The organism is Actinomadura gamaensis, from assembly GCF_042652125.1.
Classification (GTDB): domain Bacteria; phylum Actinomycetota; class Actinomycetes; order Streptosporangiales; family Streptosporangiaceae; genus Spirillospora; species Spirillospora gamaensis.
In genome coordinates, this window is record NZ_JBHSIT010000002.1 from 803,482 (window position 1) to 826,109 (window position 22,628).

The window sequence follows — 22,628 nt, forward strand, 5'->3', positions numbered from 1 at the left end:
ATGCGGGGCATCGTTCTCGCCGGCGGCAACGGCACCCGATTACAACCCCTGTCCTTCGTCGGGTCCAAGCAGCTGGCCCCGTGCTACGACAAGCCGATCATCTACTACCCGCTGTCCATGCTGATGCTCGCCGGGATCTCCGAGGTCCTGATCATCTCCCGGCCGGACGACCTGCCCCAGTTCCGCAGGCTGTTCGGCGACGGCTCCGACCTCGGCATGTCCATCGCCTACACCGCCCAGGACGAGCCGCGCGGCATCGCCGACGCGTTCCTCGTCGGAGCCGACCACATCCGGGGCGAGGACAACGCGCTGATCCTCGGCGACAACCTCTTCCACGGCGCGAACCTGCCGTCCCTGCTGCGGCGCAGCGCCGCGAAGCTCAACGGCTGCGTGCTGTTCGGCCACCACGTCGCCGACCCCGAGCGGTTCGGCGTCGCCGAGGTGGACGACGAGGGACGGCTCGTCGCGATCGAGGAGAAACCGGACCGGCCCCGGTCCAACCTCGCCATCCCCGGCCTGTACTTCTTCGACGGCGGCGTCGTGGACGTCGCCAAGCGCCTGACGCCCTCCGCGCGCGGCGAGCTGGAGATCACCGACGTGCTGCGCGCCTACCTCGCCGAGGGCCGGGCCGACCTGGCCTGGCTCGGCCGGGGCGTCACATGGCTGGACACCGGCACGCACGAGTCGCTCCTGGAGGCGGCGCTGTTCGTGCGGGACGTGCAGCGCCGCCAGGGCACCCGGATCGGCTGCGTCGAGGAGATCGCCATGCACATGGGGTTCATCACCCCCGACGACTGCTACCGGCTGGGCGAGCGCATGGCGTCGTCGCCGTACGGGCGGTACGTGATGGACTGCGCCCGTTCCTACGAGAAGGTCCCGGCGTCCGCGCGAGCCGCGGCGGGCTGGACGTGACCGGGCCCGATCCCGGCCGGCCCGTCCGGTTCGGGGTGCTGGGCTGCGCGGACTTCGCCCGGCGGCGGATGCTGCCGGTCCTGGTCGCGGCGGACGGCGTCCGGGTGGTCGCCGTCGCCAGCCGCGACCGGGCGAGGGCCGCCGAGTTCGCCGGCCGGTTCGGCTGCGCGGCCGTGCTCGGCTACGACTCGCTGCTGGCGTCCGCCGAGATCGACGCGGTGTACGTGCCGCTCCCGGCGATGCTGCACGCCGGCTGGATCGAGCAGGCGCTGCTCGCCGGGAAGCACGTCCTGGCGGAGAAGCCGATGACGGGCGACCACGCCACGACCGAGCGCCTGCTGCGGCTCGCGCGGACGCGGGGCCTCGTGCTGAGGGAGAACGTCGGTTTCCCGTTCCATGCCCAGCACACGGTCCTGCCGAAGCTGCTCGCCGACGGGACGATCGGCGAGCTGCGCGACTTCGCCGCCGCGTTCACCGTCCCGCCGCTGCCGAGCACCGACATCCGCAACCGACCCGACGTGGGCGGCGGCGCGCTGCTGGACATCGGCGTCTATCCGATCCGGGCCGCCCTGCACTACCTCGGTCCGGACCTGGAGGTCACGGGCGCCGTGCTGCGGACGGACGCGAGGACGGGAGCGGTGGCCGCCGGACGCGTCCTGGTGCACACGCCGCAGGGTGTGACGGCCGACCTGCACTTCGGCATGGCGCATTCCTACCGGACGACCTGCGAGTTCTCCGGGAGCCAGGGCCGGCTGTCGATCGACCGGGCGTTCACGCCGCCGCCCGCGTTCCGGCCGGTCGTCCGCGTGGAGCGCCAGGACCACTCCGAGGAGATCACCCTGCGCGCGGACGACCAGTTCGCGAACCTCGTCGGCTCCTTCGTTCGCGCGGTGCGGACGGGCGAGCCGGGAGGGTCGGGCGCGGCGAGCGGAGCGGGCTGGGCGGGCTGCGTCGGCGGCGCGCACACCGAGGCCAGCCTGCACCAGGCGCGGCTGGTCTCGGCGGTCGAGGAGAAGGCCGTCCGATTCGTCCTGTGACGGGGCAGAGGGAGAAGGCCCGGACGTTCGCGTCCGGGCCTTGCTGGTGCCGCCGGGGCCGACGGCTCAGGCCGGGGCCGGCGCGGCTCAGGCCGAGGGCGGCGCGGCTGAGGCCGGGGCCGGCGGGGCTCAGGCCGGGGCCGTCGCCCAGAGGGCGTTGAGGCAGGCGAGCAGGGTGCGCAGGTGCACGTTGACGTAGTGCCCGTGGCGTCCCATCACGGCGAGCTGGCCGTGCGACACCCAGCGGAAGCCGAACGGCGGGTCCAGCGGCGCGGTCGCCTCGTCGGCGTCGATCACCATGTAGCGGCTGACGGCGTTGAGGAACCGGCCGCCCTCCTCCGAATGGAGCGCCGAGTAGCGGATCCGTCCGGGGTCGGCGGCCAGGACCGCGTCCAGGAAGGGCGGGTGCTCGGCGGACGGCAGGTGCGCGTAGTTCGCGGGCGTGCACTGGACGGTCGGCCCGAGCTCCACGGTGTCGAGGAACCCCGGCTCGACCCGGGCGCGGACGAGCACGTGCGGCACGCCCTCGATCCGGCGGGTGAGGACGGCCACCACGCCCTCGCCGCGCGGCTCGAACAGCGGCTGCGTCCACTGGGAGACCTCGCGGTTGCCCGCCCGCACCGCCACCGCGACGACGCGGAAGTACCGGCCGTCCTCGTGGTCGATCGACGCCTCGTTCCGCGTCCAGCCGGACACCTCGGCCAGCGGGCCGCACTCGGCGCGGACGATGTGGGCCGACCGCATCAGCGCCAGCCACGACAGCAGGTCGGTGTCGGAGTGCAGGGCCCGGCGCGTGACGTCGGCGGGCAGCCCGGCGAGCACCGACCGCGAGTCCATGTTGACGAGGTTGTCATGGCGCATCAGCTCGGCGATCTGGCCGAGGGTGAGCCAGCGGAAGTCCTCGTGCGGCGGGATCTCGCCGGGCACCTCGACGATCATGTTGCGGTTGCGCTTGCGGTAGAACCACGAGCCGTGCTCGGACTGGAGGCCGTCCGACAGGATCGCCGCGCCCTCGGCGCGGGAGAGGTCGGGACCGGTGAAGTACTCCAGGTACCGGACGGCCGCGCCCCGATGGACGCCGGTGTAGTTGCTGCGCGTGGCCTGCACGGTCGGCGAGAGCTGCAGGACGTTCGGGTTGCCCGGCTCCATCTTCGCCTGCATGAGGAAGTGCAGGACGCCGTCGAACTCCTTGGCCGCGATGCCGAGGATGCCGACCTCCGGCTGCCGGATGATCGGCTGCTGCCAGCGGGCGGTGACCGGGTCGCCGACGCTCGCGGTGAGGCCCTCGACGGTGAAGAACCGGCCGCTGCGGTGCGCGAGGTCGCCCGTGCCGTCCTGGAAGTACCAGCCGTCGAGCTCGTCGAACCGGATGCGGTCCACCGCGAACCGGCCCGCCGCGCGCCGGGCGGCAAACCAGGCGTGGAAGTCGCGCACGTCCCCGGACACGCCGTCCCGCGCGGCGGCCGAGCGCGCGACGCGGTCGGGAAGCGTGCCGTCGTCGCGCTGCCGGGTCAGCGCCGTCCGCGGCATCATCGGCGCGCCGCCGCGGACCGGCGGACGAACCCGCCGACGAACTCGGTCACCGACGCGGCCACGTAGTCGATCATGTCGTCGGTCAGCCCCGGGTAGACGCCGACCCAGAACGTCTGCTCGGTGATGAGGTCGCTGTTGGCGAGGCCGCCCGCGACGCGGTTGCCGCGGCCGGCGTAGGCGGGGTGCCGGGTCAGGTTCCCCGCGAACAGCTGGCGGGTGCCGATGCGCCGCGACTCCAGGAAGCGGACGAGGTCGGCGCGCCCGAACGGGGCGTCCGGGTCGACGGTGATGACGAACCCGAACCAGCTCGGATCGCTGCGCGGCGTGGCCTCGGGCAGGATCAGCCAGGGCAGGCCGTCCAGGGCCGCGCGCAGCCGCCGCCAGTTGTGCCGCCGCGCCGCGCAGAACATGTCCAGCTTGGCGAGCTGGCTCAGGCCGAGCGCCGCCTGCAGGTCGGTGGACTTCAGGTTGTAGCCGACGTGGGAGAAGATGTACTTGTGGTCGTAGCCCTCGGGCAGCGTCCCCATCTGGTAGCCGAAGCGCTTGTGGCAGGTGTCGTTCTCGCCCGGCTCGCACCAGCAGTCCCGGCCCCAGTCGCGCATCGACTCCACGACCCGCGCGAGGACGAGGTTGGACGTCAGCACGCAGCCGCCCTCCCCCATCGTCAGGTGGTGCGCGGGGTAGAAGCTGACGGTCGCGAGGTCGCCGAACGTGCCGGTGAGCCGCCCGTCGTAGGTGGAGCCGATCGCGTCGCAGTCGTCCTCGATGAGCAGCAGGTCGTGCTCGTCGGCCAGCCGCGCGACCTCCGTCGCCTCGAACGGGTTGCCGAGCGTGTGCGCCATGATGACGGCGCGGGTGCGCGGGCCGATCGCCGCCGCGACCCGCTCGGCGGTGGTGTTGTAGGTGCGCAGCTCCACGTCCACGAACACCGGCACGAGGCCGTTCTGGAGGATCGGGTTCACCGTCGTCGGGAAGCCCGCCGCGACGGTGACCACCTCGTCGCCGGGGCGGAGCCGCCGGTCCTGGAGCAGCGGCGAGGTCAGCGCCGACACCGCCAGCAGGTTCGCCGACGACCCGGAGTTGGTCAGGTGCGCCTTGCGCCGTCCGAGGCGCCGGGCGAAGTCGCGCTCGAAGCGGCGCGACAGGGTGCCCGCGGCGATCCGCAGGTCCAGCGCGGCCTCGACGAGCGCGACGCGGTCGTCCTCGTCCAGCACGGCGCCGGAGGGCCAGATCTCGGTGACGCCGGGGACGAAGCCCCGCGCGTCCTGGGCGTCCTGGTGGTGCTTGCGGACCTCGTCGAGGATGTGCTCGCGGCGGTCGTTCATCTCCGGTCCCTTCCAGCGGCGGCCCGTGCCGCGGGCGGACGGCCCGTGACCGGCGCCCCCTCGGCCAGGAGCAGGTCGCGCATCGATTCGGCCAGGGTGCGGCGCGGGGCCCAGCCGAGCGTCCGGCGGGCCCGGCCGGTGTCGAGGCACTGCCAGTGCACGCCGGAGCGGGCGGTCCGGCCGGTCGCGTCCGCGCCGTCCGGCGGCGGGCCCGCGTCCTCGACGACGCGGACCGGGACGCCGCTCAGCGCGATCATCAGGTCGACCAGCGCGCGCACGGGCACGGCCGAGCCGCCACCGATGTTGATCACAGCCCCGGCCGGATCGCCGGGCACGGCCAGGCCGTCGGGCGCGGCCATGGGGCGGCGCGGCGGGCCGGCGGGGCTCCGGGGCCTGTCCACGGCCGCCAGGACGGCGTCGGCGACGTCCCGGACGTCGATCAGGTCGCGGTGGGCGCGCAGCGGGGCGAGCCGCAGTTCGCCGCCGCCCGCGGCGAGGTGCGCGGCGACCCGTCCGGGCAGGCTGACCCTCGGCGCGCCGGGTCCGCACGCCACCGAGACGCGCAGGACCACCGCGTCCAGGCCGCCGTCCTCGACGGCCCGGACGACCGCCCGCGTCCCGTCCAGTTTGGTGCGCCCGTACACGCTCTCCGGGTCGGGCGGCCAGTCCTCGGCGACCGGCACGCCCAGCGGTGTCGGCCCGTACTCGTAGGCGCTGCCCAACTGGACGAACCGGGGCGGCCTCGGGAGCCCGGTGAGGACGTCCACGAGCCTGCCCACCAGGTCGGCGTTCAGCTCGGCCATCTCGCGCCCGGTGCCGCCCCAGACCGCGCCGGCGGCGTTCACCACCGCGTCCGCGCCCGCGCACAGCCGGGCCAGCTCGTCCCGCCCGGCCCGGACGAGGTCGATCCCGTCCGGGCCGCGCCGCGACACGGGCGTGACCCGGTCCCCCGCGGCGGTGAGGGCGGCGCGGACGTGCCGTCCGAGGAAGCCCGAGGCGCCCAGCACCACGATCGAGCGCGCGGTCATCGCGTCACCCGCGGCCGTTCTCGTAGAGCGCCTGCCAGAAGTAGCTCCACGGCAGGGCCCGGTCGTGCGCGACGCAGCCCCAGCCGTCGCCCGGCCGGTAGGCGGCGACGAACTCGGGGACGGCCGAGGCGACGGCCTCCTCGTCGAAGATGTCCAGCACCCGCCGCAGCGGCCCGGTGCGCAGCGCCTCCTCGACGGCCTCGCGCCCCTTGAAATGGCCGTCCAGCTTCGGGTCGAGGAACTTGCCGACCGGGTTCTTGACGTAGAACGCGGCGCACTTGCCGTCGATGAGGTCCAGGTACTCCCGGACGGTCTCGGGCGTCATCTCGGCGAAGGAGTGGATGTTGACGCACAGGTCGAAGCGCTCGGCTCCGACCACCTCGTCGATGTCGCGGACGTCCACGAACCGGACCTTGGCGAACTCGGCGTCGTCCAGGACGGTCCGCAGGTACTCCCGGCTGATCCGCATCGTGTTGGTCAGGTCCACGATCCAGTACTCGGCGAGGTCGTGGTTGGACAGCATCGCGTGGCACGTCCGCCCGTACCCGGCGCCGATCTCCAGCACGCGGGCGCGGTCGAGCCCGATCCGGCGCCGCACGAACCCCAGCTCCAGCACGGCCTGCACGTAGTCGAGGCAGACCGGCTCGCCGCCCACCCGGACGGTCAGGGGGTCGCCGAACTCGCGGTTGCGGATGTTGCGCAGCCGCGCCCAGTCGGCCTCGCCGAGGCCCGTCGCGAGCTGGTAGACGAGCGTCTTGAGATACCGGACCCCGTTCGCCTCGGGGCTCCACAGGGAAATGTTGAAGTTCCGGTCGTCCGACTTGAAGCCCGTCAGATCGGCGGACGCATCCTCGGTGACCCAGCCCCGCTGGATTCGCTCCCACTGGGGGCTGGCCTGAAGATTGCGAGCCATCTCGTTCCTCTCCGCCCGGATCGCCGCGACGCCGGCCAGGACCGCCGACCACGACAGCATCCGGCACGGCGCTAAAAGCGCCCTAAAACCCCTATGCGGAATGGAATGCGAAAGGAGCGGCCGGAATAGGGGTATGCCCTCACGCGGCGCCACCGTAATCTCGGCGGCATGCGAGTATTATTCACTTCCTTCCCCGGGAACACGCATTTCTTCAACAGCGTGCCGCTGGCCTGGGCGCTGGGCGCCGCGGGACACGAGGTGCGCGTGGCGAGCAGCCCCGAGCTGGTGGACACCATCACCCGGGCGGGGCTCACCGCCGTCCCGGTGGGGTCCGCCGAGACCCTCAAGGAGAAGACCCGGCGCGCCATGGCGGAGCGGGACCACGGGTCGGTCGAGCAGTGGCAGCGGAAGGCGGGCGGCCCGGCGCACCAGCAGGCCGCGAGCCGGGGGCGGCTGCTCGGCTGGGACGACCTCTTCCGCCTCTACGAGGTCGCCATCGCGCCCGCGGCCGGGCTGATGAACGACTCGATGGTGGACGACCTGGTCGCGTTCGCCCGCCGCTGGCAGCCCGACCTCGTCCTCTGGGACGCCGCCAGCTACGCCGGCGCGATCGCCGCCGCCGCGACCGGTGCGGCCAGCGGGCGGGTGCTGTACTCCCACGACACCGACGCCTCGATGCGCGCGCGCTTCGTCCGGCTGAAGGAGGGGCGCCCGCCCGGCGACCGCCGCGACCCGATGCGCGAGTGGATCACCGGCTGGACGGACAAGTACGAGCTGGAGTTCGCCGAGACCCTGTTCACCGGCCACTTCACGATCGACCAGCTGCCCGCCTCGTTCCGGGTGGACACCGGCCTCAACTACATCTCCACCCGGTACGTCCCCTACAACGGCCCGGCCGTCCACCCCCAGTGGCTGTGGGAGGCCCCGGCCGCGCCGCGCGTCCTGATGACGTTCGGGCTGTCGGTCCGCGAGTGGGGCCACCAGCAGATCATGTCGGTCGAGCAGATCCAGGACACCCTGGACGCCGTGGCGGGCCTCGGGATCGAGCTCGTGGTGACGCTGCCGGACGAGCAGCGCGAGCGGCTGCCGCGCGTCCCGGCCAACACCCGGATCGTGGACTTCGTCCCGCTCCAGTGCGTCGTGCCGTCCTGCTCGGCGGTGATCCACCAGGGCAGCCCCGGTGGGTTCAACATCTGCCTGCTGTACGGGGTGCCGCAGCTGGTCGTCAGCATCGCCCCGGACGCGCACCTGAAGAGCAGGCACCTCGCCGACACCGGGGCGGGCCTGTCGATCGAGCCCGGCGAGGTGACCGGCGCGAAGGTCGGCGCGGCCCTGGCGCGGCTGCTGGACGACCCGTCGTTCCAGACCGGCGCCCGCCGGGTGCGGCAGGAGCTGATCGGGCAGCCGAGCCCGGCCGAACTGGTCCCCGAGCTGGAGCGGCTGGCGGCGCGGCACCGCCGCTGAACGGCGGACCCCGGCCGACGTCGCCGGGGATGCGGAAAGGGCCGGCGCGGAAGCGCCGGCCCTTCGCGTCGCCGCGGGCTAGTTCGGGACGCCCTCGCCGGAGCGCGTGTACTCCGCGGCGAGGTGGCTCGCGAGCTGCGCCGGGGTGGGGTGGTCCACGATCGTCACCAGCGGGATCTCCAGCCCGGTGATCGTCATCAGGTTCTTGGTCAGCTCCAGGGCGGACAGCGAGTTCAGGCCGAGGTCCAGGAAGTTGCCGTCGTCCTCGACCGAGGGCAGCGACAGCAGTGCCGCCACATGCGTCCGGATCGTCTCCCGGAGCAGCCGCGCCCGCTCCGCCTCGTCGCCGCTCACCAGGGAGCGCTGCAGTTCTGCCACGTCCATGCCGGTGTTCACCGTCTCCTTCAGTTCTCGACAACCGTTTCGCGGTCCCTTGCGTGGGTGCCGTCCGTCCTCGCCGCAGCCTCCCTTCCCGTCTCCGCGCCCGGGGCCTCCGGCACGGCGTCGTACAGCCAGTACCGCTCGCGCTGGAACGCGTAGGTGGGCAGCGGGACCGTGCGAGGCGCCGGCTCCCGGTCCATGAGTCCGGCCCAGCCGACCGCCGCGCCGCGGGCGTCCAGCCTGGCCAGGGCGCCGAACAGCGCCCGCGCCTCGGCTCCCTCGCCACCGAGCACCGCCGGCGTCTCGGGGAGTCCGGCGGTGTCCGCGATCGCGGGGCGGGGGCCGAGTTCGAGCAGCACGTCAACGTCGCCGGTGCCGGTGGCTACGGCGGTGCCGGTGGCGGTGGCGGGCTCCCCGGGGGCGTGGGGGCGCCCGGCCCAGAAGCCGGGGTCGGTGATCCGCCCGTCCGCGCGCTCGCCGCCGAGGACGACCGGGACGCGCGGCGCGCGGGGCTCCGGCTCGGCGCCGCCGGAGCCGGAGAGCAGCAGGCAGGCATCGGCCAGGTCGAGCACCCCGGCCGCGTGCGCGGCGGCGAGCTCGCCGGCCGCGTGCCCGATCACCAGGTCGGGCCGCAGCCCGGCCGACTCCAGCAGCCGGACCAGCCCGACCTGCACCGCGAACAGGGCCACGGGCGGCTCGTCCGGTCCGGGGCGCGGCGCGAGGAGGACCTCCTTCGCCGGACGGCCCGTCCCGCCGCCGAGCAGGGCGCACACCTCGTCCACGGCGGCGGCGAAAACCGGGAACCGGCCGTACAGCTCCAGGCCCGTGCCCGGCGCGGGGCTGTCCCCGCCGAACACCCAGCCCGTCCGGCCGCCGCTCGCGACCGCGTCGCCGTCCGCCGGGGCCGGGACGCCGCCCGCCGCGACCGCGCGCAGGGCCGCCGCGAGTTCCCGCGTGTCCTCGCCGACGACGACCACGCGGTGCTCGAACGCCGACCGCGTCGTCAGCAGCGACCAGGCGACGTCCGCCGCCGAACCCTCCGGACGCTCCGACACGTGCGCCGCCAGCGCCGCGGCCTGGGCGCGCAGGGCCCGCTCGCTCCGGGCGGAGACGACCCAGGGAACGGCGCGGACGGGCGCGTCCGCGCTGTCCGGTTCCTCCGGCTCGGGCGCTGCTTCGAGGATCAGGTGCGCGTTGGTACCGGAGACGCCGAACGACGACACCCCGGCCCGGCGCGGACCGTCGCGTTCCGGCCAGTCCGCGGGCTCGGCGAGCAGCCGCGCCTCCCCCGCCGACCAGTCGACGAACGGGTTGGGCCGGTCGATGTGCAGCGTGGCGGGCAGCGTCCCGTGCCGCATGGCGAGCACCGCCTTGACGACCGAGGCCATCCCGGACGCCGCCTGCGTGTGCCCGATGTTCGACTTGACCGAGCCCAGCAGCACCGGACGGCCGGACGGCCGGTCCCGGCCGTAGGTGGCGAGCAGCGCCTGCGCCTCGATCAGGTCGCCCATGGCGGTGCCCGTGCCGTGCGCCTCCACGGCGTCCACGTCGGCGGGGGCCAGGCCGGCGTCGGCGAGCGCGGCGCGGATGAGGCGCTGCTGCGCCGGGCCGTGCGGGGCGGTGAACCCGCCGCTGCCGCCGTCCTGGTTGACGGCCGAGCCGCGGACCACGGCCAGCACCGGATGCCCGGCCCGGCGGGCGTCCGACAGCCGTTCCAGCAGGACCAGGCCCGCGCCCTCGCCCCACACCATGCCGTTCGCGCCCGCCGCGAACGGCCGGCAGCGTCCGTCGTCGGACAGCATCCCCGGCTGCGCCGCGTACTCCAGGTACAGGCCGGGGGTCGCGAGGACGGTCGCGCCGCCCGCGAGCGCGAGCGAGCACTCGCCGCGCCGCAGCGCCTGCCCGGCCAGGTGCATCGCCACCAGCGCCGAGGAGCAGGCCGTGTCGACCGTCACCGCCGGGCCCTCCAGGCCGAGCGCCCGCGACACCCGGCCGGACGCGAGCGCGCCGGAGATGCCGGAGCCGAGGTGGCCGAGCACGCCGTCCGCGGCCGGGCCCAGCTCGGGCAGCCGGGTGATGTAGTCGTGGGTGGTCAGGCCGGTGAAGACGCCCGTGCGGGTGCCGCGCAGGCCGTGCGGGTCGAGGCCCGCGCGCTCGACGGCCTCCCAGGCGAGTTCGAGCAGGATCCGCTGCTGCGGCTCGGTCGCCAGCGCCTCGCTCCGGCCCATGCCGAAGAACTCCGCGTCGAAGTCCAGGGCGTCGTAGACGAAGCCGCCCGCCCGGGCGCGCGGGGAGCCGTCCGGGGCGCGCAGGCCGTCGAGGTCCCAGCCGCGGTCGGCGGGGAAGCCGCCGATCGCGTCCCGGCCCTCGGCGACCAGCCGCCACAGGTCCTCCGGCGAGCGCGCTCCGCCGGGGAAGCGGCAGGCCATCGCCACGATCGCGATCGGCTCGCGGTCGCGCTCCTCGCGCTCGCGCAGCCGCCGCCGGGCCTCGTGCAGTTCGGCGGTGGTCCATCTCAGGTAGTCGACGAGCTCTGCTTCGGTCGCCATGCTGGCTCTCCCGGCTAGGCGGACGGGACGCGCCGGTAGGCGGGCAGCCGCACGAGGTCGAGCTCCTCGGGACTCAGCGGCGGGCCGTCCGGCTTGGGCAGGGAGGTCTCCCGGTGCATCAGGGAGAGGAAGCGGCTGGAGCCCAGCTCCGCCTGGCCCGCCGACAGGCTGATCACCCCGGTCACCGTGGCGCACACCTGCGGGGCGACCAGCGACTTGTCGATGATGGCGTCGGCGAACCGGCGCTGCTGCGCGGTGTGCTCGCCGACCAGCCGCGGGTCGGTCGCGTCGACCCGGCAGCCGGCGTACCCGGCGTCCTTGGACGCCGCCAGGATCCACGGGTCGTCCACGGCCGCGCCGATCGCCGCCTGGATCCGGCGGGTGCCGCCGGACGCCGGATCGGCGCCGGCCGCCAGCTCCCGGTCGAGCGCGGCGGCGCAGCGCGCGGCGGCGCTCATCCCGTGGCCGTAGACGGGGTTGAACGCGGTGAGCGAGTCGCCGACGACGAGCAGGCCGTCCGGCCAGCCGCCGTGGCGCTCGGGGTACAGGCGCCGGTTCGCGCCGGAGCGGGAGTGGAACACCGGGGTCAGCGGCTCGACCGAGCCGATGAGGTCGGCGACCAGCGGGTGGCCGAGTCGGGTCCGGGCGAACGCCTCGAAGTCGTCCTCGTGCGCGGGCAGCGTCCCGCCCCTGGTGCACGACAGCGTGACGATCCAGCGGTCGTCCTCGACCGGGTAGACCACGCCGAAGTGCGCCGGTTCGTCCGGGCGGTGCGGCGCGCCGACGTTGACGGCGGGGAACGCGGCGGTCGCGCCGGGCGGCGCGGCGAACAGGCGGGTGGCGTACCCGATGCCCGCGTCGACCACGTCCTTCTCGGGCGGCCGGACGTCCAGCGCCGCCAGCCAGTGCCGCAGGCCGGAGGCCCGCCCGGTGGCGTCCACGACGAGATCCGCCTCGACCGCGCCCTCCCGGCCGTCGCCGTCGCGGACGCCGACGCCGGTGATCCGGCCGTGCGCGCCGCGCAGCTCCACGGCCTCCACGCCCTGCCGCAGGTGGACGCGACCCGTCCGGAGGACCTGGTCGCGGACGATCCAGTCGAGCAGCGGGCGGGTGCACAGGATCGCGAACTGGGTCGGCTCGAAGCGGTGCTGCCAGCCGCGGACCGTCAGCGTCACCTGGTCGCCCTGGAAGCCGATGCGGCGCGCGCCCGCGGCGAGCAGCCGGTCGGTCGTGCCGGGCAGCAGCCCGTCGATGACGCGCGCCCCGTTGGACCAGAGCAGGTGGGCGTGCCGCGCCTGCGGGACGCCGCGCCGGTGCCCGGGCCCTTCGGGCAGGACGTCGCGTTCCAGGACGGTCACCGCGTCCGCGTGCCGGGCCAGCGCGTGCGCCGCCAGCGTGCCGGCCAGGCCGCCGCCGAGGACGACCGCGTGCGAGGGTCGGCTCATGCCACAGATCCCCTCCGTGCTGATTCCCCCTGTGCCATACCGCCTCTTTTCCACTGCACACTCCTGCGCGCCAATGTCTCTCGGGCCGCTAAAGCGCGGCTAATTCAAAAATGGCGGGCCGGGCGAATAGGGGTGCGGTAGGGGTGGTCAGGGGTGGCCGCCCCGCGAGCCGTTGGGGACCATGCAAGCATGGCGACAGAAGACGACACGAAACTGCGTTCCATCGTCATTGCCGAGGAGAAACGACCGCCGGACACCCGCACGATCGGGTACTACTACGATCACGGCATTTTCGACGTGATGGCGGAACTCTGGGACGGCAATCTGCATTACGGCCTGTGGCGCGACGAGAACGACGACCGGAGTTTCGACGAGGCCGCCGTGGAGATGACCGCCGAGATGATCCGGCGGCTCGACCCGAAGCCCGGCGACCGCGTCCTCGACGTCGGCTGCGGGAACGGCACGCCCGCGCTCCAGCTCGCCCGGGCGCGCGAGGTGGAGATCGTCGGGATCTCCGTCAGCGAGCGCCAGGTCGCGCGCGCCAACGAGCGCGCCCGGGCCGAGGGCGTCGCCGACCGCGTCTCGTTCCAGGTGGTCAACGCGATGGACCTGCCCTACGAGGCGGCGTCGTTCGACGGCGCGTGGGCGCTGGAGTCCATGCTGCACATGCCGGACAAGGTCCAGGTGCTGTCGGAGGTGGCGCGCGTCGTGCGGCCCGGCGGCCGGATCCCGATCGCGGACATGGTCTACAAGGAGCCCGAGGACCGCAGCAGGGACGTCGGCGCGCAGTACAGCACGGTGTACGCGTCGCTCACCCCGCTGGACGACTACGCGGGCGTGCTGGAGCAGGCCGGCCTCGTGCCGGAGGACATCCGGGACGTCACCGTCGAGACGTTCCCGACGAACGCCGCGTTCGCCGCGGGCCTGCGGTCCCGCCGCGACCAGTTCGTCACGATCCTCGGCACCGAGGGCTACGAGCTCCTGATCGGCAACCAGGAGAAGATCGCCCGGATGCCGGAGCTCGGGTACGTGCTGATCACGGCGCGCCGCCCCTGAGGGCGCGCCGATGACGGCCGGTCACCAGGACCTGCGCGTCCCGGTCGCGGCGGGCGTGCGGCTGCGCGTCCGGCACCGGCCGGGCGCCCGGCGCCCGGCGTTCCTCCTGCTCCACGGCCTGGCGTCGAACGCCCTGCTGTGGGACGAGGTCGCCGGGCTGCTCGCCGCGGACGGGCACCCGTCGTACGCCGTCGACCTGCGCGGGCACGGCGAGTCCGACAGCCCCGGCGACGGGTACGACACCGCCACCGCGTGCGCCGACGTCGCGGCCGTCGCCGCCGCCCTGGACCTGCGGCCCGCCGTGGTGGCGGGCCACTCCTGGGGCGGCGGCGTCGCGCTGCGGCTGGCCGCCGAGCGCCCGGACCTCGTCGGCGGGCTCGCGCTCGTGGACGGCGGCTGGGTGGACGTGGCGGCGCGGATGCCCGGACGCATGGGACGCTGGCGCGACGTGGTGTCGCAGCGGCTGGCGGCCCGCGGCGGCGACACGCCCGACGACACGCGCGCCAAGCTCCGCAAGGCCCATCCCGGGTGGTCCGAGACGGCGATCGAGGCGCACCTGGCCGATCTGCGTCCCGGCCCGGACGGGATCCTCGTCCCGCGCCTGCCCGACGCGCACTTCATGTCGATCCTGGAATGCGTGTGGAACGAGCGTCCGCACCGCTGGTACCCGCGGGTCTCCGCCCCGGTCATGCTGATGCCGGCCCTCCAGAACGCGGGATCGGTCGCGGGCGGGGGGCTGACGCGCGAATGGGTGGAAGGCGCCGAGGCCGCGCTCTCCCGCGCGACCGTGCGCTGGTACGAGGGAGCCGACCACTACCTGCCGAGCGAGCACCCCGACCGGGTCGCGAAGGACCTCCTCGATCTCGCCCGCGAAGCCACCCCGTAATCCGAGTCACCCTGTAAACCGAAGTCAGCCTGTGGCCCCCGGCATCGGCGCTCCCTTCGCGGACGTCAGTGCCGGGGGTTCTCGGTGCCGAGGCGGACGGGGAGTTCGAGGAACTTCCAGAGATGCTCGCGGCCGTGCCGGAGCTCCCCGGGCTCGACGGCCAGGGCGAGATCGGGGAACCGCCGGAACAGTCCGTCGAACGCCACGGCGGCCTCCTGGCGGGCCAGCGCCGCGCCGAGGCAGAAGTGCACGCCGTGCCCGAACCCGAGATGGCTCTGGTCACGCCGGCCCTCGCGGGCGAGGTCGAGCCGGTGCGGGTCGTCGAACACGCGCGGGTCGTAGTCGGCCCCGGTGATGATCGGCATCACCGCCTCGCCCTTGGCCACGGTCTCGCCGCCGATCTCGACGTCCTCGGTCGCGTAGCGGAAGTGGCCGCCCAGCACCGGGTCGCACCAGCGCAGCAGCTCCTCGACCGCGCGGGGCATCAGGTCGGGGTCGTCCCGCAGGCGGGCGAGCTGGGCAGGATGGGTGAGCAGGGCGACGATCCCGTTGGAGATGAAGTGCATGGTGGTCTCGTAGCCGGCCACCACCAGCGTCAGGATCGTCCAGACCAGCTCGGAGTCGGTCAGCCGCGCCCCGTCCTCGTCGTGGACCCGGATCAGCGCCGAGGCCAGGTCGTCCTCCGGGCGGACGCGGCGGCGCCCGATCAGGCCGCGGACGTAGTCGAACGCCGTCTCGCGGCGCGCCCCGTCCCGGGCGGGCCCGGCGGGCGCGGCGCCGGCCATCCACTCCCAGACCGCGACGCGGAACCGGTCGCGCTCGTCCTCCGGGACGCCGACCAGCTCGCAGATCACGGTCAGCGGCAGCGGTGTCGCGAAGTGCCGCAGCAGGTCGACGACGCCGTCCTCGGCGAGCCGCGGCAGGCGGTCCAGCAGGCGCGCGGTGATCTCCTCGACGCGCGGCCGGAGCCGGGCGACGCGGCGCGGGGTGAACGCCCTGGACACCAGGCCGCGCAGCCGGTGGTGGTCGGCGCCGTCCAGGCTCGGCAGGTTGGCCCGGGAGAAGGCCACGTGCTCGGGCGAGATGCCGTTGGCGAGCTGGTACTGCTCGATCCGGTTGGCGGTCTCGGCCTTCCCGGGCACGTTCGCCGAGTTCACCACGAAGCGCGGGTCGCTCAGCACGAGCTTGGCGTCGTCGTAGCGGGTCACCATCCAGAACGGCTCGACGCCGGGCATGTTCGCCCGGACGAGCCGGGTCCGCTCCCGGATCTCGGAGTAGGCGGTGAACGGGTCCGCGACCAGCGCCGGGCACTGCGGATCGACGGGCCGGGTCGCCGTCGCGATCACCACCTCGGTGCGCGCGACGAGATCGGCCGTGTCGCCGAGCGCCTCGCCGGTTCCGTCCCGGCGGCTCAGGCGGCGTTCGAGGAGGTCGAGCGGAAGGGGGTCGCCGGTGACGTCCAGGAGTTCGATGTCGACGAAACCGGCCGCGCGCAGCGCCGCGGTGTAGCCGTCCCGGTCGTGCCAGTCGTCGGCGGACGCGACGCTCCGCCAGCCGTCCAGCTCGCGGACCGGCTCCTCGCGCGGGCCGTCCGGCAGGACGAGATCGACGACCGCGATCCGCTCGCCCGGACGCAGCACGCGGTACGCCTCGGCGAAGGCGTCCCGGCGGCCCCCGAGGGGGAAGACCGACTCCAGCGCGATCCCGGCGGCGCCGCCCGGGGCGCGGTCGAGCATGCCCGCGAGCGGGCCGGGTGCCTGGTCGAGCGTCGCCTGCTCTGCCATCGTTCGCCTCCTCAGCGGATGGTCACCACTCGACCGGCAGCCGGTGGACGCCGTAGGCCATCGCGTTCTGCTTGGTGGGCACCCGCTCGGGCGGCACCGCCAGGCGCAGGCCCGGGAACCGGTCGAGCAGCGCCGGGTAGGCGATCCGCATCACGACGCGGGCGAGCTGCTGGCCGAGGCAGCCGTGCACGCCGTGCCCGAACGCGACGTGGCCGCCGGCGGACCGGGTGATGTCGAGCGTCTCGGGGTCGTCGAAGTGGCCGGGATCGCGGTTGGCGGCGGGCAGCGACATCATGACCGCCTGGCCCTTGCGGATCAGCACGCCCTCGATCTCGACGTCCTCGGTCGCGGCGCGCTGCGGCCCGATGTGCCCGATCGTCAGGTACCGCAGCAGCTCCTCCACGGCGTTGCCGACGAGGCCGGGGTCGCGGCGCAGCGCCTCCTTCTGCTCGGGGTGCTCCAGCAGCGCGAAGGTGCCCAGCGCCAGCATGTTCGCCGTCGTCTCGAAGCCGCCGGCGAACAGGATGTAGCCGACCGTCGCGAGCTCCTCGTCGGTCATCCCGCCGCTCGCGACCAGCCTGCTCATCAGGTCGTCGCCGGGGTGCTCGCGACGCTGCCGGATCAGCGGCGGGAAGAACCCGAGCACGGTGTCCAGGGCGTCGCGGGTCTCCTCGACGCCGCTCTCCCAGCGCGACAGCGTGGCCACCGCCCAGCGGAAGCCCTCCCGGTCGTCCCGGTCGATGCCGAGCAGCTCGCAGGTCACCAGGGACGGGACGGGGAAGGCGAAGTCCTCCACCAGGTCGGCGGGCGGCCCCGACCTGGCCATGCCGTCCAGGCAGTCCCGGGTGATCGCGGTGATCGTCGGTTCGAGCCGCCGCATCCGCTGGACGGTGAACTCGGCGGCCAGCGCGCGCCGGTAGCGGGTGTGCTCGGGCGGGTCCTGGAGGTGGAACATGCCGGACACGCTCAGCGTCAGCCGGCCCGCGAACGCGGTGGCCATGGGCAGCTCGACGACCAGGTGGTGGCGCTCGGGCCGGGCGCTGAAGCGGGGGTCGCTGAGGATGGCCCGGACGGCCGTGTAGCCGGTCGCGAACCAGCCGACGTGGCCGTCCGCGAACCGCATCGGCACCAGCGGGGCCCGCTCCCGCAGCTCGCGCAGGACCTCCGGCGGGTCGAACGGTCCCGGACGGGCGTCCCGGGGGAAGGTGATCGGCGGATCCGTCGCCGTCACCGCGCCCCTCCTGTCGTCGCTGCTCTCCATGCGGCCAACACTCCGATCGCCACGGGTCGGGGCGGCGCGCCGCCGACCCGGTGCGGTCGGCCGCCGCTCGCGTCCTCCGGCGCCAGCGTCGCGGCCGCGGCTAACGCCGCCCTTGCCGGACGCTAAAGCCGCCGCGGTTCAGGGGCGCTTTAGCGCCGTCGGTGAGGCTCCGATCAGGGACGTCGTGCGAGAGGAGCGGTCAGCTTCCGATGGCCGACAGGGAAGACAAACTCCTGGACTACCTGAAGCGGGTCACCGCCGACCTGCGGCAGACCCAGCGCCGCCTCAAGGACGCCGAGTCGGCCGCGCGGGAGCCGGTCGCGGTCGTGGGCATGGCCTGCCGCCTGCCCGGCGGCGTCGCGACGCCCGAGGACCTGTGGGACCTGGTCGCCGAGGGCCGGGACGCGATCACCGGGCCGCCCGCCGACCGCGGCTGGGACCTGGACGGGCTCTACCATCCCGACCCCGAGCATCCCGGCACGTCCTACGTCCGCGAGGGCGGGTTCGTCCACGACGCCGCCGAGTTCGACGCCGCGTTCTTCGGCATCGGCCCGGCCGAGGCGCTCGGCATGGCCCCGCAGCAGCGGCTCGCCCTCGAACTGTCCTGGGAGGCGGTCGAGCGCGCGGGCATCGACCCGCGCTCGCTGCGCTCCGAGCCGGTGGGGATGTTCCTCGGCTGCGACGGGTTCGACTACTGCCTGAGCGCGGACCAGGTGCCGGAGGGCTCCGAGGGCTACTTCACCATCGGGAACTCCGCGAGCGTCACGTCCGGCCGCGTCTCCTACGTCCTCGGCCTGGAGGGCCCGGCGCTGACGGTCGCGACGGCGTGCTCGTCCTCGCTGGTCGCCGTCCACCTGGCCTGCGGGTCGCTCCGGCGGGGCGAGTCGACGCTGGCGCTGGCGGGCGGCGCGCACGTCATGGCGTCGCCCGCGCCGCTGATCGGCTTCAGCGAGATGCGCGCGCTCGCGCCCGACGGCCGCTCCAAGCCGTTCTCCGCGAAGGCCGACGGCATGACGCTCGCCGAGGGCGCGGCCGTGCTGCTGCTGGAGCGGCTGGCGGACGCGCGCCGCAACGGGCACCGGGTGCTGGCGGTGATCCGGGGTTCGGCGGTGAACCAGGACGGCGCGAGCAACGGCCTCACCGCGCCCAACGGCCCCTCGCAGGAGCGCGTGATCCGGCAGGCGCTGGCGGACGCCCGCCTTCCCGCGTCCGAGGTGGACGCCGTGGAGGCGCACGGCACCGGCACGCCCCTCGGCGACCCGATCGAGGCCGGGGCGCTCCTCGCCACCTACGGCGCGGACCGTCCGGCCGGCGGGTCGCCGCTGTGGCTCGGCTCGGTCAAGTCCAACATCGGGCACACCCAGATGACCGCGGGCGTCGCGGGCGTGATCAAGATGGTGATGGCGCTGCGGCACGGCGTCCTGCCCGCGACCCTGCACCTGGACGAGCCGTCCGCGTACGTCGACTGGGACGCCGGCGGGCTGCGCCTGCTGACCGAGTCCCGGCCGTGGACGCGCACGAACCGTCCGCGCCGGGCCGGCGTCTCGTCCTTCGGGTTCTCCGGCACGAACGCGCACCTCATTCTGGAAGAAGCTCCGGACGTGGAGCCCGAGGCCGCTCCGGAGGGCGGCGGCGTCCTGCCGTGGGTGCTGTCGGCGCGGAGCGCTCCGGCCCTGCGCGCTCAGGCCGCCCGGCTGCGTGATCTGGTCGCGGACGATCCTGGCTTGTCGCCGGTGGAGGTCGGCTGGTCGCTGTTGAAGTCGCGTTCGCTGTTCGAGCATCGCGCGGTCGTGGTGGGTGAGGATCGCGGCGCGGCGCTGTCGGCGCTGGCCGGGGGGATGCCGCATCCGCACCTGGTCACGGGCGTCGCCGGTCCGGTTGGTCCGGGTCCGGTGTTGGTGTTCCCGGGTCAGGGTTCGCAGTGGGCTCGCATGGGTGCGGAGTTGCTGGATGGGTCGCCGGTGTTCGCGGCGCGGATGGCCGAGTGTGAGCAGGCTTTGGCTCCGCATGTGGACTGGTCGTTGAGCGAGGTCATCTGTGGTGACGGTGCGGAGTTGTCGCGGGTGGATGTGGTTCAGCCGGTGTTGTGGGCGGTGATGGTGTCGCTGGCCGCGGTCTGGGCCGACCACGGCGTGAAACCGGCCGCGGTGGTCGGGCACAGCCAGGGTGAGATCGCGGCGGCGTGTGTCGCCGGGGCCTTGTCGCTGCAGGACGCCGCGCGCGTGGTCGCGTTGCGGAGCAAGGCGCTGCGCAGGCTGGCCGGTGGTGGCGCGATGGCGTCGCTGGGCGTCAGCGCTGAACAGGCCGAGGCCCTTGTGACCGGTGAGGTTGGGATCGCGGCGGTCAACAGCCCGTCCTCCACCGTCGTCTCCGGGCCGCCCGATCAGGTGGCCACTGTGGTGGCGAACGCGCAGAGCCGCGGGTTGCGGGCGCGGATGATCGAGGTGGACTACGCCTCCCACGGACCTCAAGTTGACCAGATCACCGACGAACTACGCCAGACACTCGCCGGGATCACCGGGACGGCCGGAGTGCCGTTCTATTCGACCGTCACCGGGTCCCGCATCGACACCGCGTCCCTGGACACCGAGTACTGGATCACCAATCTCCGGCAGCCCGTCCGGTTCGCCGAGGCCGTCCGCGCGTTGCTGAACGACGGGCACCGCGTCTTCATCGAGGCCAGCGCCCATCCCGTCCTGACGACCGCGCTGGAGGAGAGCTTCGGCGAGGGCGAGAACGACGGCGCCACGGCCGTTCCGACGCTGCGTCGTGAGCACGGCGACCTGACGCAGCTCGCGCTGGCGCTCGCGCGGGCGTTCGGCGTCGGGGCGCCGGTCGACTGGACGCGCTGGTACCCGGCCGATCCCGCGCCGCGCGTCGTGGACCTGCCGACCTATCCGTTCCAGCGCCGGCGGTACTGGGTGGAGCCGCCCGCGACCGTCCTCGCGGGCGGTGGCCATGACGCGGACGAGGCGCGGTTGTGGCAGGCGATCGAGGACGGCGACACCGCCGCGCTGGCCGCGACGCTCGGCCTGGACGGCTCGGCTCTCGGCCCGGTCCTGCCCGCGCTGTCGGAGTGGCGGCGCGCGCATCGCGAGCGGCAGGCCCTGAACGCCTGCCGGTACCGGATCGGCTGGAAGAACGTCCGGGTCCCGGCGGCCGCGGGCCTGGCGGGGACCTGGCTGGTGCTGGTCCCGGCGGCCCACCGCGACGGCCCGGAGGCCGAGGTCGCGCTCCGGGCGCTCGACGGGCACGGCGCGAAGACCGTCGTCCGGGTCGTGGACGCCCCGCACGCCACCAAGGAGCAGCTCGCCGCGCACCTCGCCGAGGTGGACGCGCCGGGCGGCGTCCTCAGCCTCCTCGGGCTCGACGAGTCGCCGCACGGGCGGGTCGAGGCGGTGCCGTCGGGGCTGTCGGCCACGATCTTCCTCGTGCAGGCGATGGCGGACGCCGCGCCGGCCGTCCCGCTGTGGTGCCTGACGCGGGACGCGGTGGCGACGGCGGCGTCCGAGCCGCTCGGGCATCCGGCGCGGGCGCAGGTCTGGGGCCTGGGACGCGTCGCCGCGCTCGAACATCCGGGCCTGTGGGGCGGTCTGGTCGACCTGCCCGCCGTGCTCGACGGGCGGGTGGCGGACCGGCTGGCGTCCGTCCTGGCGCCCGGGCAGCCCGAAGACCAGGTCGCCGTGCGCGCCTCGGGAACCTGGGCGCGGCGCCTGGAGCACGCGCCGCCCGCCGAGGACGCCCCGGACGCCTGGAAACCCACCGGGACGACGCTGATCACCGGCGGTACCGGCGGCATCGGCGCGCACCTGGCGCGCCGGCTCGCCGCCCTGGGCGCGCCTCATCTGATTCTCGCCAGCAGGCGCGGGCCGGACGCGCCCGGCGCGGCCGACCTCTCCGAGGAGCTCACCGCGCTCGGCGCGACCGTCGAGATCACCGCGTGCGACGCCGCCGACCGCGCCCAGCTGGAGGAGACGTTGCTGAAGGTCCCGGCGGACCGGCCGCTGACGACCGTCCTGCACGCGGCGGGGATCCTGAACCACGTCCCGATCGCCGAGCTGACCGCCGAGACCGCCGGCGAGGTGCTCGGGCCCAAGTCGCACGCCGCCGCGCACCTGCACGAACTCCTCCAGGACCATCCCGTCTCGACGTTCCTGATGTTCTCGTCCGGCGCGGGCACCTGGGGAAGCGGGCAGCAGGGCGCGTACGCCGCCGCCAACCACTACCTGGACGCGCTCGCGCAGCACCGCCGGGCGAGCGGGGCGGCGGGGACGTCCCTGGCCTGGGGGCTGTGGGGGGACGTCGGCATGGTCGCCGACGAGGCGTCCACGGCGTTCCTCGCGCGCTTCGGCGTCCGGCCCCTCGCCCCGGACCTGGCGACCCGGGCCGTCGAGGAGGCGATCGGCACGGGCGCCACCGCGCTCGCGATCGCCGACATCGACTGGGACCGGTTCCTCCCCACGTTCACCATCGGACGCCCCGCTCCCCTGCTCGCCGACCTCCCGGAGAACCTGCGGCCCGCCGCCGCGCCCGACTCCGCCGCGACGCCGCTGGCCGAAGAGCTCGCCGAGACCCCGGCGGGTCAGCGCGAGCCGCTGCTGCTGCGGCACGTGCAGGCGCAGACCGCCGCCACGCTCGGGCTGGCTTCGGGCGACGACATCCCGCCGGACAAGCCGTTCCAGGAGTTCGGGTTCGACTCGCTCACGGCCGTCCAGCTGCGCAACCAGCTCAACGCCAGCACCGGGCTCCGGCTCGCCGCGACCCTGGTGTTCGACCGGCCCACGCCGCGCGAACTGGCGGCGCACCTGCACGGGCTGCTCGTGGACGGGGACGCGCCGACCGAGGGTTCGATCCTCGCCGACCTCGACCGGTGGGAGGCCGCGGCCTCCTCGGGCGAGGTGGACGCCGCCGCGCGGCGGCGGATCGCGGTGCGGATGCGGTCGCTGGCCGCGTCCTGGTCCGGCGGCCCGGCCGCCGCGTCCCGCGACGACCTGGAGTCGGCGACGGCGGACGAGATGCTCGCGCTCATCTCCGAAGAGTTCGGCAAGTCCTGA

Annotated in this window: 15 protein-coding genes; 6 read left to right on the forward strand and 9 right to left on the reverse strand. The window is 74.5% G+C overall.

What is annotated here, in order from left to right:
• Together rfbA and ACFPCY_RS09405 are read left to right on the forward strand one after the other, a co-directional pair.
• Positions 1-912, forward strand: coding sequence for a glucose-1-phosphate thymidylyltransferase RfbA (gene rfbA, locus ACFPCY_RS09400; RefSeq protein ID WP_378253369.1), 912 nt, complete (start codon positions 1-3; stop codon positions 910-912).
• The gene (locus ACFPCY_RS09405; protein WP_378253371.1) at positions 909-1,949 is read left to right on the forward strand and encodes a Gfo/Idh/MocA family protein; all 1,041 of its coding nucleotides are present in this window, start codon (positions 909-911) and stop codon (positions 1,947-1,949) included. The genes rfbA and ACFPCY_RS09405 overlap by 4 nt, the downstream gene beginning before the upstream one ends.
• A 129-nt stretch (positions 1,950-2,078) precedes the next feature.
• On the opposite strand, the gene ACFPCY_RS09410 is transcribed toward ACFPCY_RS09405, so the two are convergent.
• The 4 genes from ACFPCY_RS09410 to ACFPCY_RS09425 are packed head-to-tail and all read right to left on the reverse strand — an operon-like array spanning position 2,079 to position 6,748.
• Complete coding sequence (locus ACFPCY_RS09410) at positions 2,079-3,482, reverse strand: NDP-hexose 2,3-dehydratase family protein (RefSeq protein ID WP_378253373.1); 1,404 nt, start codon at positions 3,480-3,482, stop codon at positions 2,079-2,081.
• Entirely contained in the window at positions 3,479-4,807 is a 1,329-nt protein-coding gene (rfbH, locus tag ACFPCY_RS09415; RefSeq protein ID WP_378253375.1) for a lipopolysaccharide biosynthesis protein RfbH, read from the reverse strand. The genes ACFPCY_RS09410 and rfbH overlap by 4 nt, the downstream gene beginning before the upstream one ends.
• A complete protein-coding gene (locus ACFPCY_RS09420; protein ID WP_378253377.1) occupies positions 4,804-5,835 on the reverse strand; it encodes an NAD-dependent epimerase/dehydratase family protein in 1,032 nt (343 codons plus the stop codon). The genes rfbH and ACFPCY_RS09420 overlap by 4 nt, the downstream gene beginning before the upstream one ends.
• A 4-nt stretch (positions 5,836-5,839) precedes the next feature.
• On the reverse strand, positions 5,840-6,748 hold the full coding sequence (locus tag ACFPCY_RS09425; RefSeq protein ID WP_378253379.1) for a putative sugar O-methyltransferase: 909 nt from the start codon (positions 6,746-6,748) through the stop codon (positions 5,840-5,842).
• 168 nt (positions 6,749-6,916) lie between these two features.
• Between ACFPCY_RS09425 and ACFPCY_RS09430 the strand changes: the two genes are divergently transcribed.
• On the forward strand, positions 6,917-8,212 hold the full coding sequence (locus tag ACFPCY_RS09430; RefSeq protein WP_378253381.1) for an activator-dependent family glycosyltransferase: 1,296 nt from the start codon (positions 6,917-6,919) through the stop codon (positions 8,210-8,212).
• A 78-nt stretch (positions 8,213-8,290) separates the two neighbouring features.
• Here ACFPCY_RS09430 and ACFPCY_RS09435 read toward each other — a convergent pair whose 3' ends face one another.
• From ACFPCY_RS09435 to ACFPCY_RS09445, 3 genes are read right to left on the reverse strand one after another with little or no spacing between them, the layout of a single operon-like run.
• A complete protein-coding gene (locus tag ACFPCY_RS09435; protein ID WP_378253383.1) occupies positions 8,291-8,608 on the reverse strand; it encodes an acyl carrier protein in 318 nt (105 codons plus the stop codon).
• 8 nt (positions 8,609-8,616) lie between these two features.
• Entirely contained in the window at positions 8,617-11,142 is a 2,526-nt protein-coding gene (locus ACFPCY_RS09440; protein WP_378253384.1) for a type I polyketide synthase, read from the reverse strand.
• A gap of 14 nt (positions 11,143-11,156) precedes the next feature.
• Positions 11,157-12,587, reverse strand: a complete 1,431-nt coding sequence (locus tag ACFPCY_RS09445) for an NAD(P)/FAD-dependent oxidoreductase (protein ID WP_378253386.1) — start codon at positions 12,585-12,587, stop codon at positions 11,157-11,159.
• A gap of 189 nt (positions 12,588-12,776) precedes the next feature.
• Between ACFPCY_RS09445 and ACFPCY_RS09450 the strand changes: the two genes are divergently transcribed.
• Positions 12,777-13,643, forward strand: a complete 867-nt coding sequence (locus ACFPCY_RS09450; protein ID WP_378253388.1) for a methyltransferase domain-containing protein — start codon at positions 12,777-12,779, stop codon at positions 13,641-13,643.
• A 10-nt stretch (positions 13,644-13,653) separates the two neighbouring features.
• Complete coding sequence (locus tag ACFPCY_RS09455; RefSeq protein ID WP_378253389.1) at positions 13,654-14,529, forward strand: alpha/beta fold hydrolase; 876 nt, start codon at positions 13,654-13,656, stop codon at positions 14,527-14,529.
• Between the two features lie 65 nt (positions 14,530-14,594).
• Here the strand turns inward: ACFPCY_RS09455 and ACFPCY_RS09460 are convergent, their stop codons facing one another.
• Positions 14,595-16,313, reverse strand: coding sequence for a cytochrome P450 (locus ACFPCY_RS09460; protein WP_378253390.1), 1,719 nt, complete (start codon positions 16,311-16,313; stop codon positions 14,595-14,597).
• Positions 16,314-16,335: 22 nt separating this feature from the next.
• Positions 16,336-17,544: a cytochrome P450 gene (locus ACFPCY_RS09465; protein WP_378253391.1), complete on the reverse strand. Its 1,209-nt coding sequence runs from the start codon at positions 17,542-17,544 to the stop codon at positions 16,336-16,338.
• 239 nt (positions 17,545-17,783) lie between these two features.
• On the opposite strand from ACFPCY_RS09465, the gene ACFPCY_RS09470 reads away from it, so the two are divergent.
• Complete coding sequence (locus tag ACFPCY_RS09470; RefSeq protein ID WP_378253392.1) at positions 17,784-22,628, forward strand: type I polyketide synthase; 4,845 nt, start codon at positions 17,784-17,786, stop codon at positions 22,626-22,628.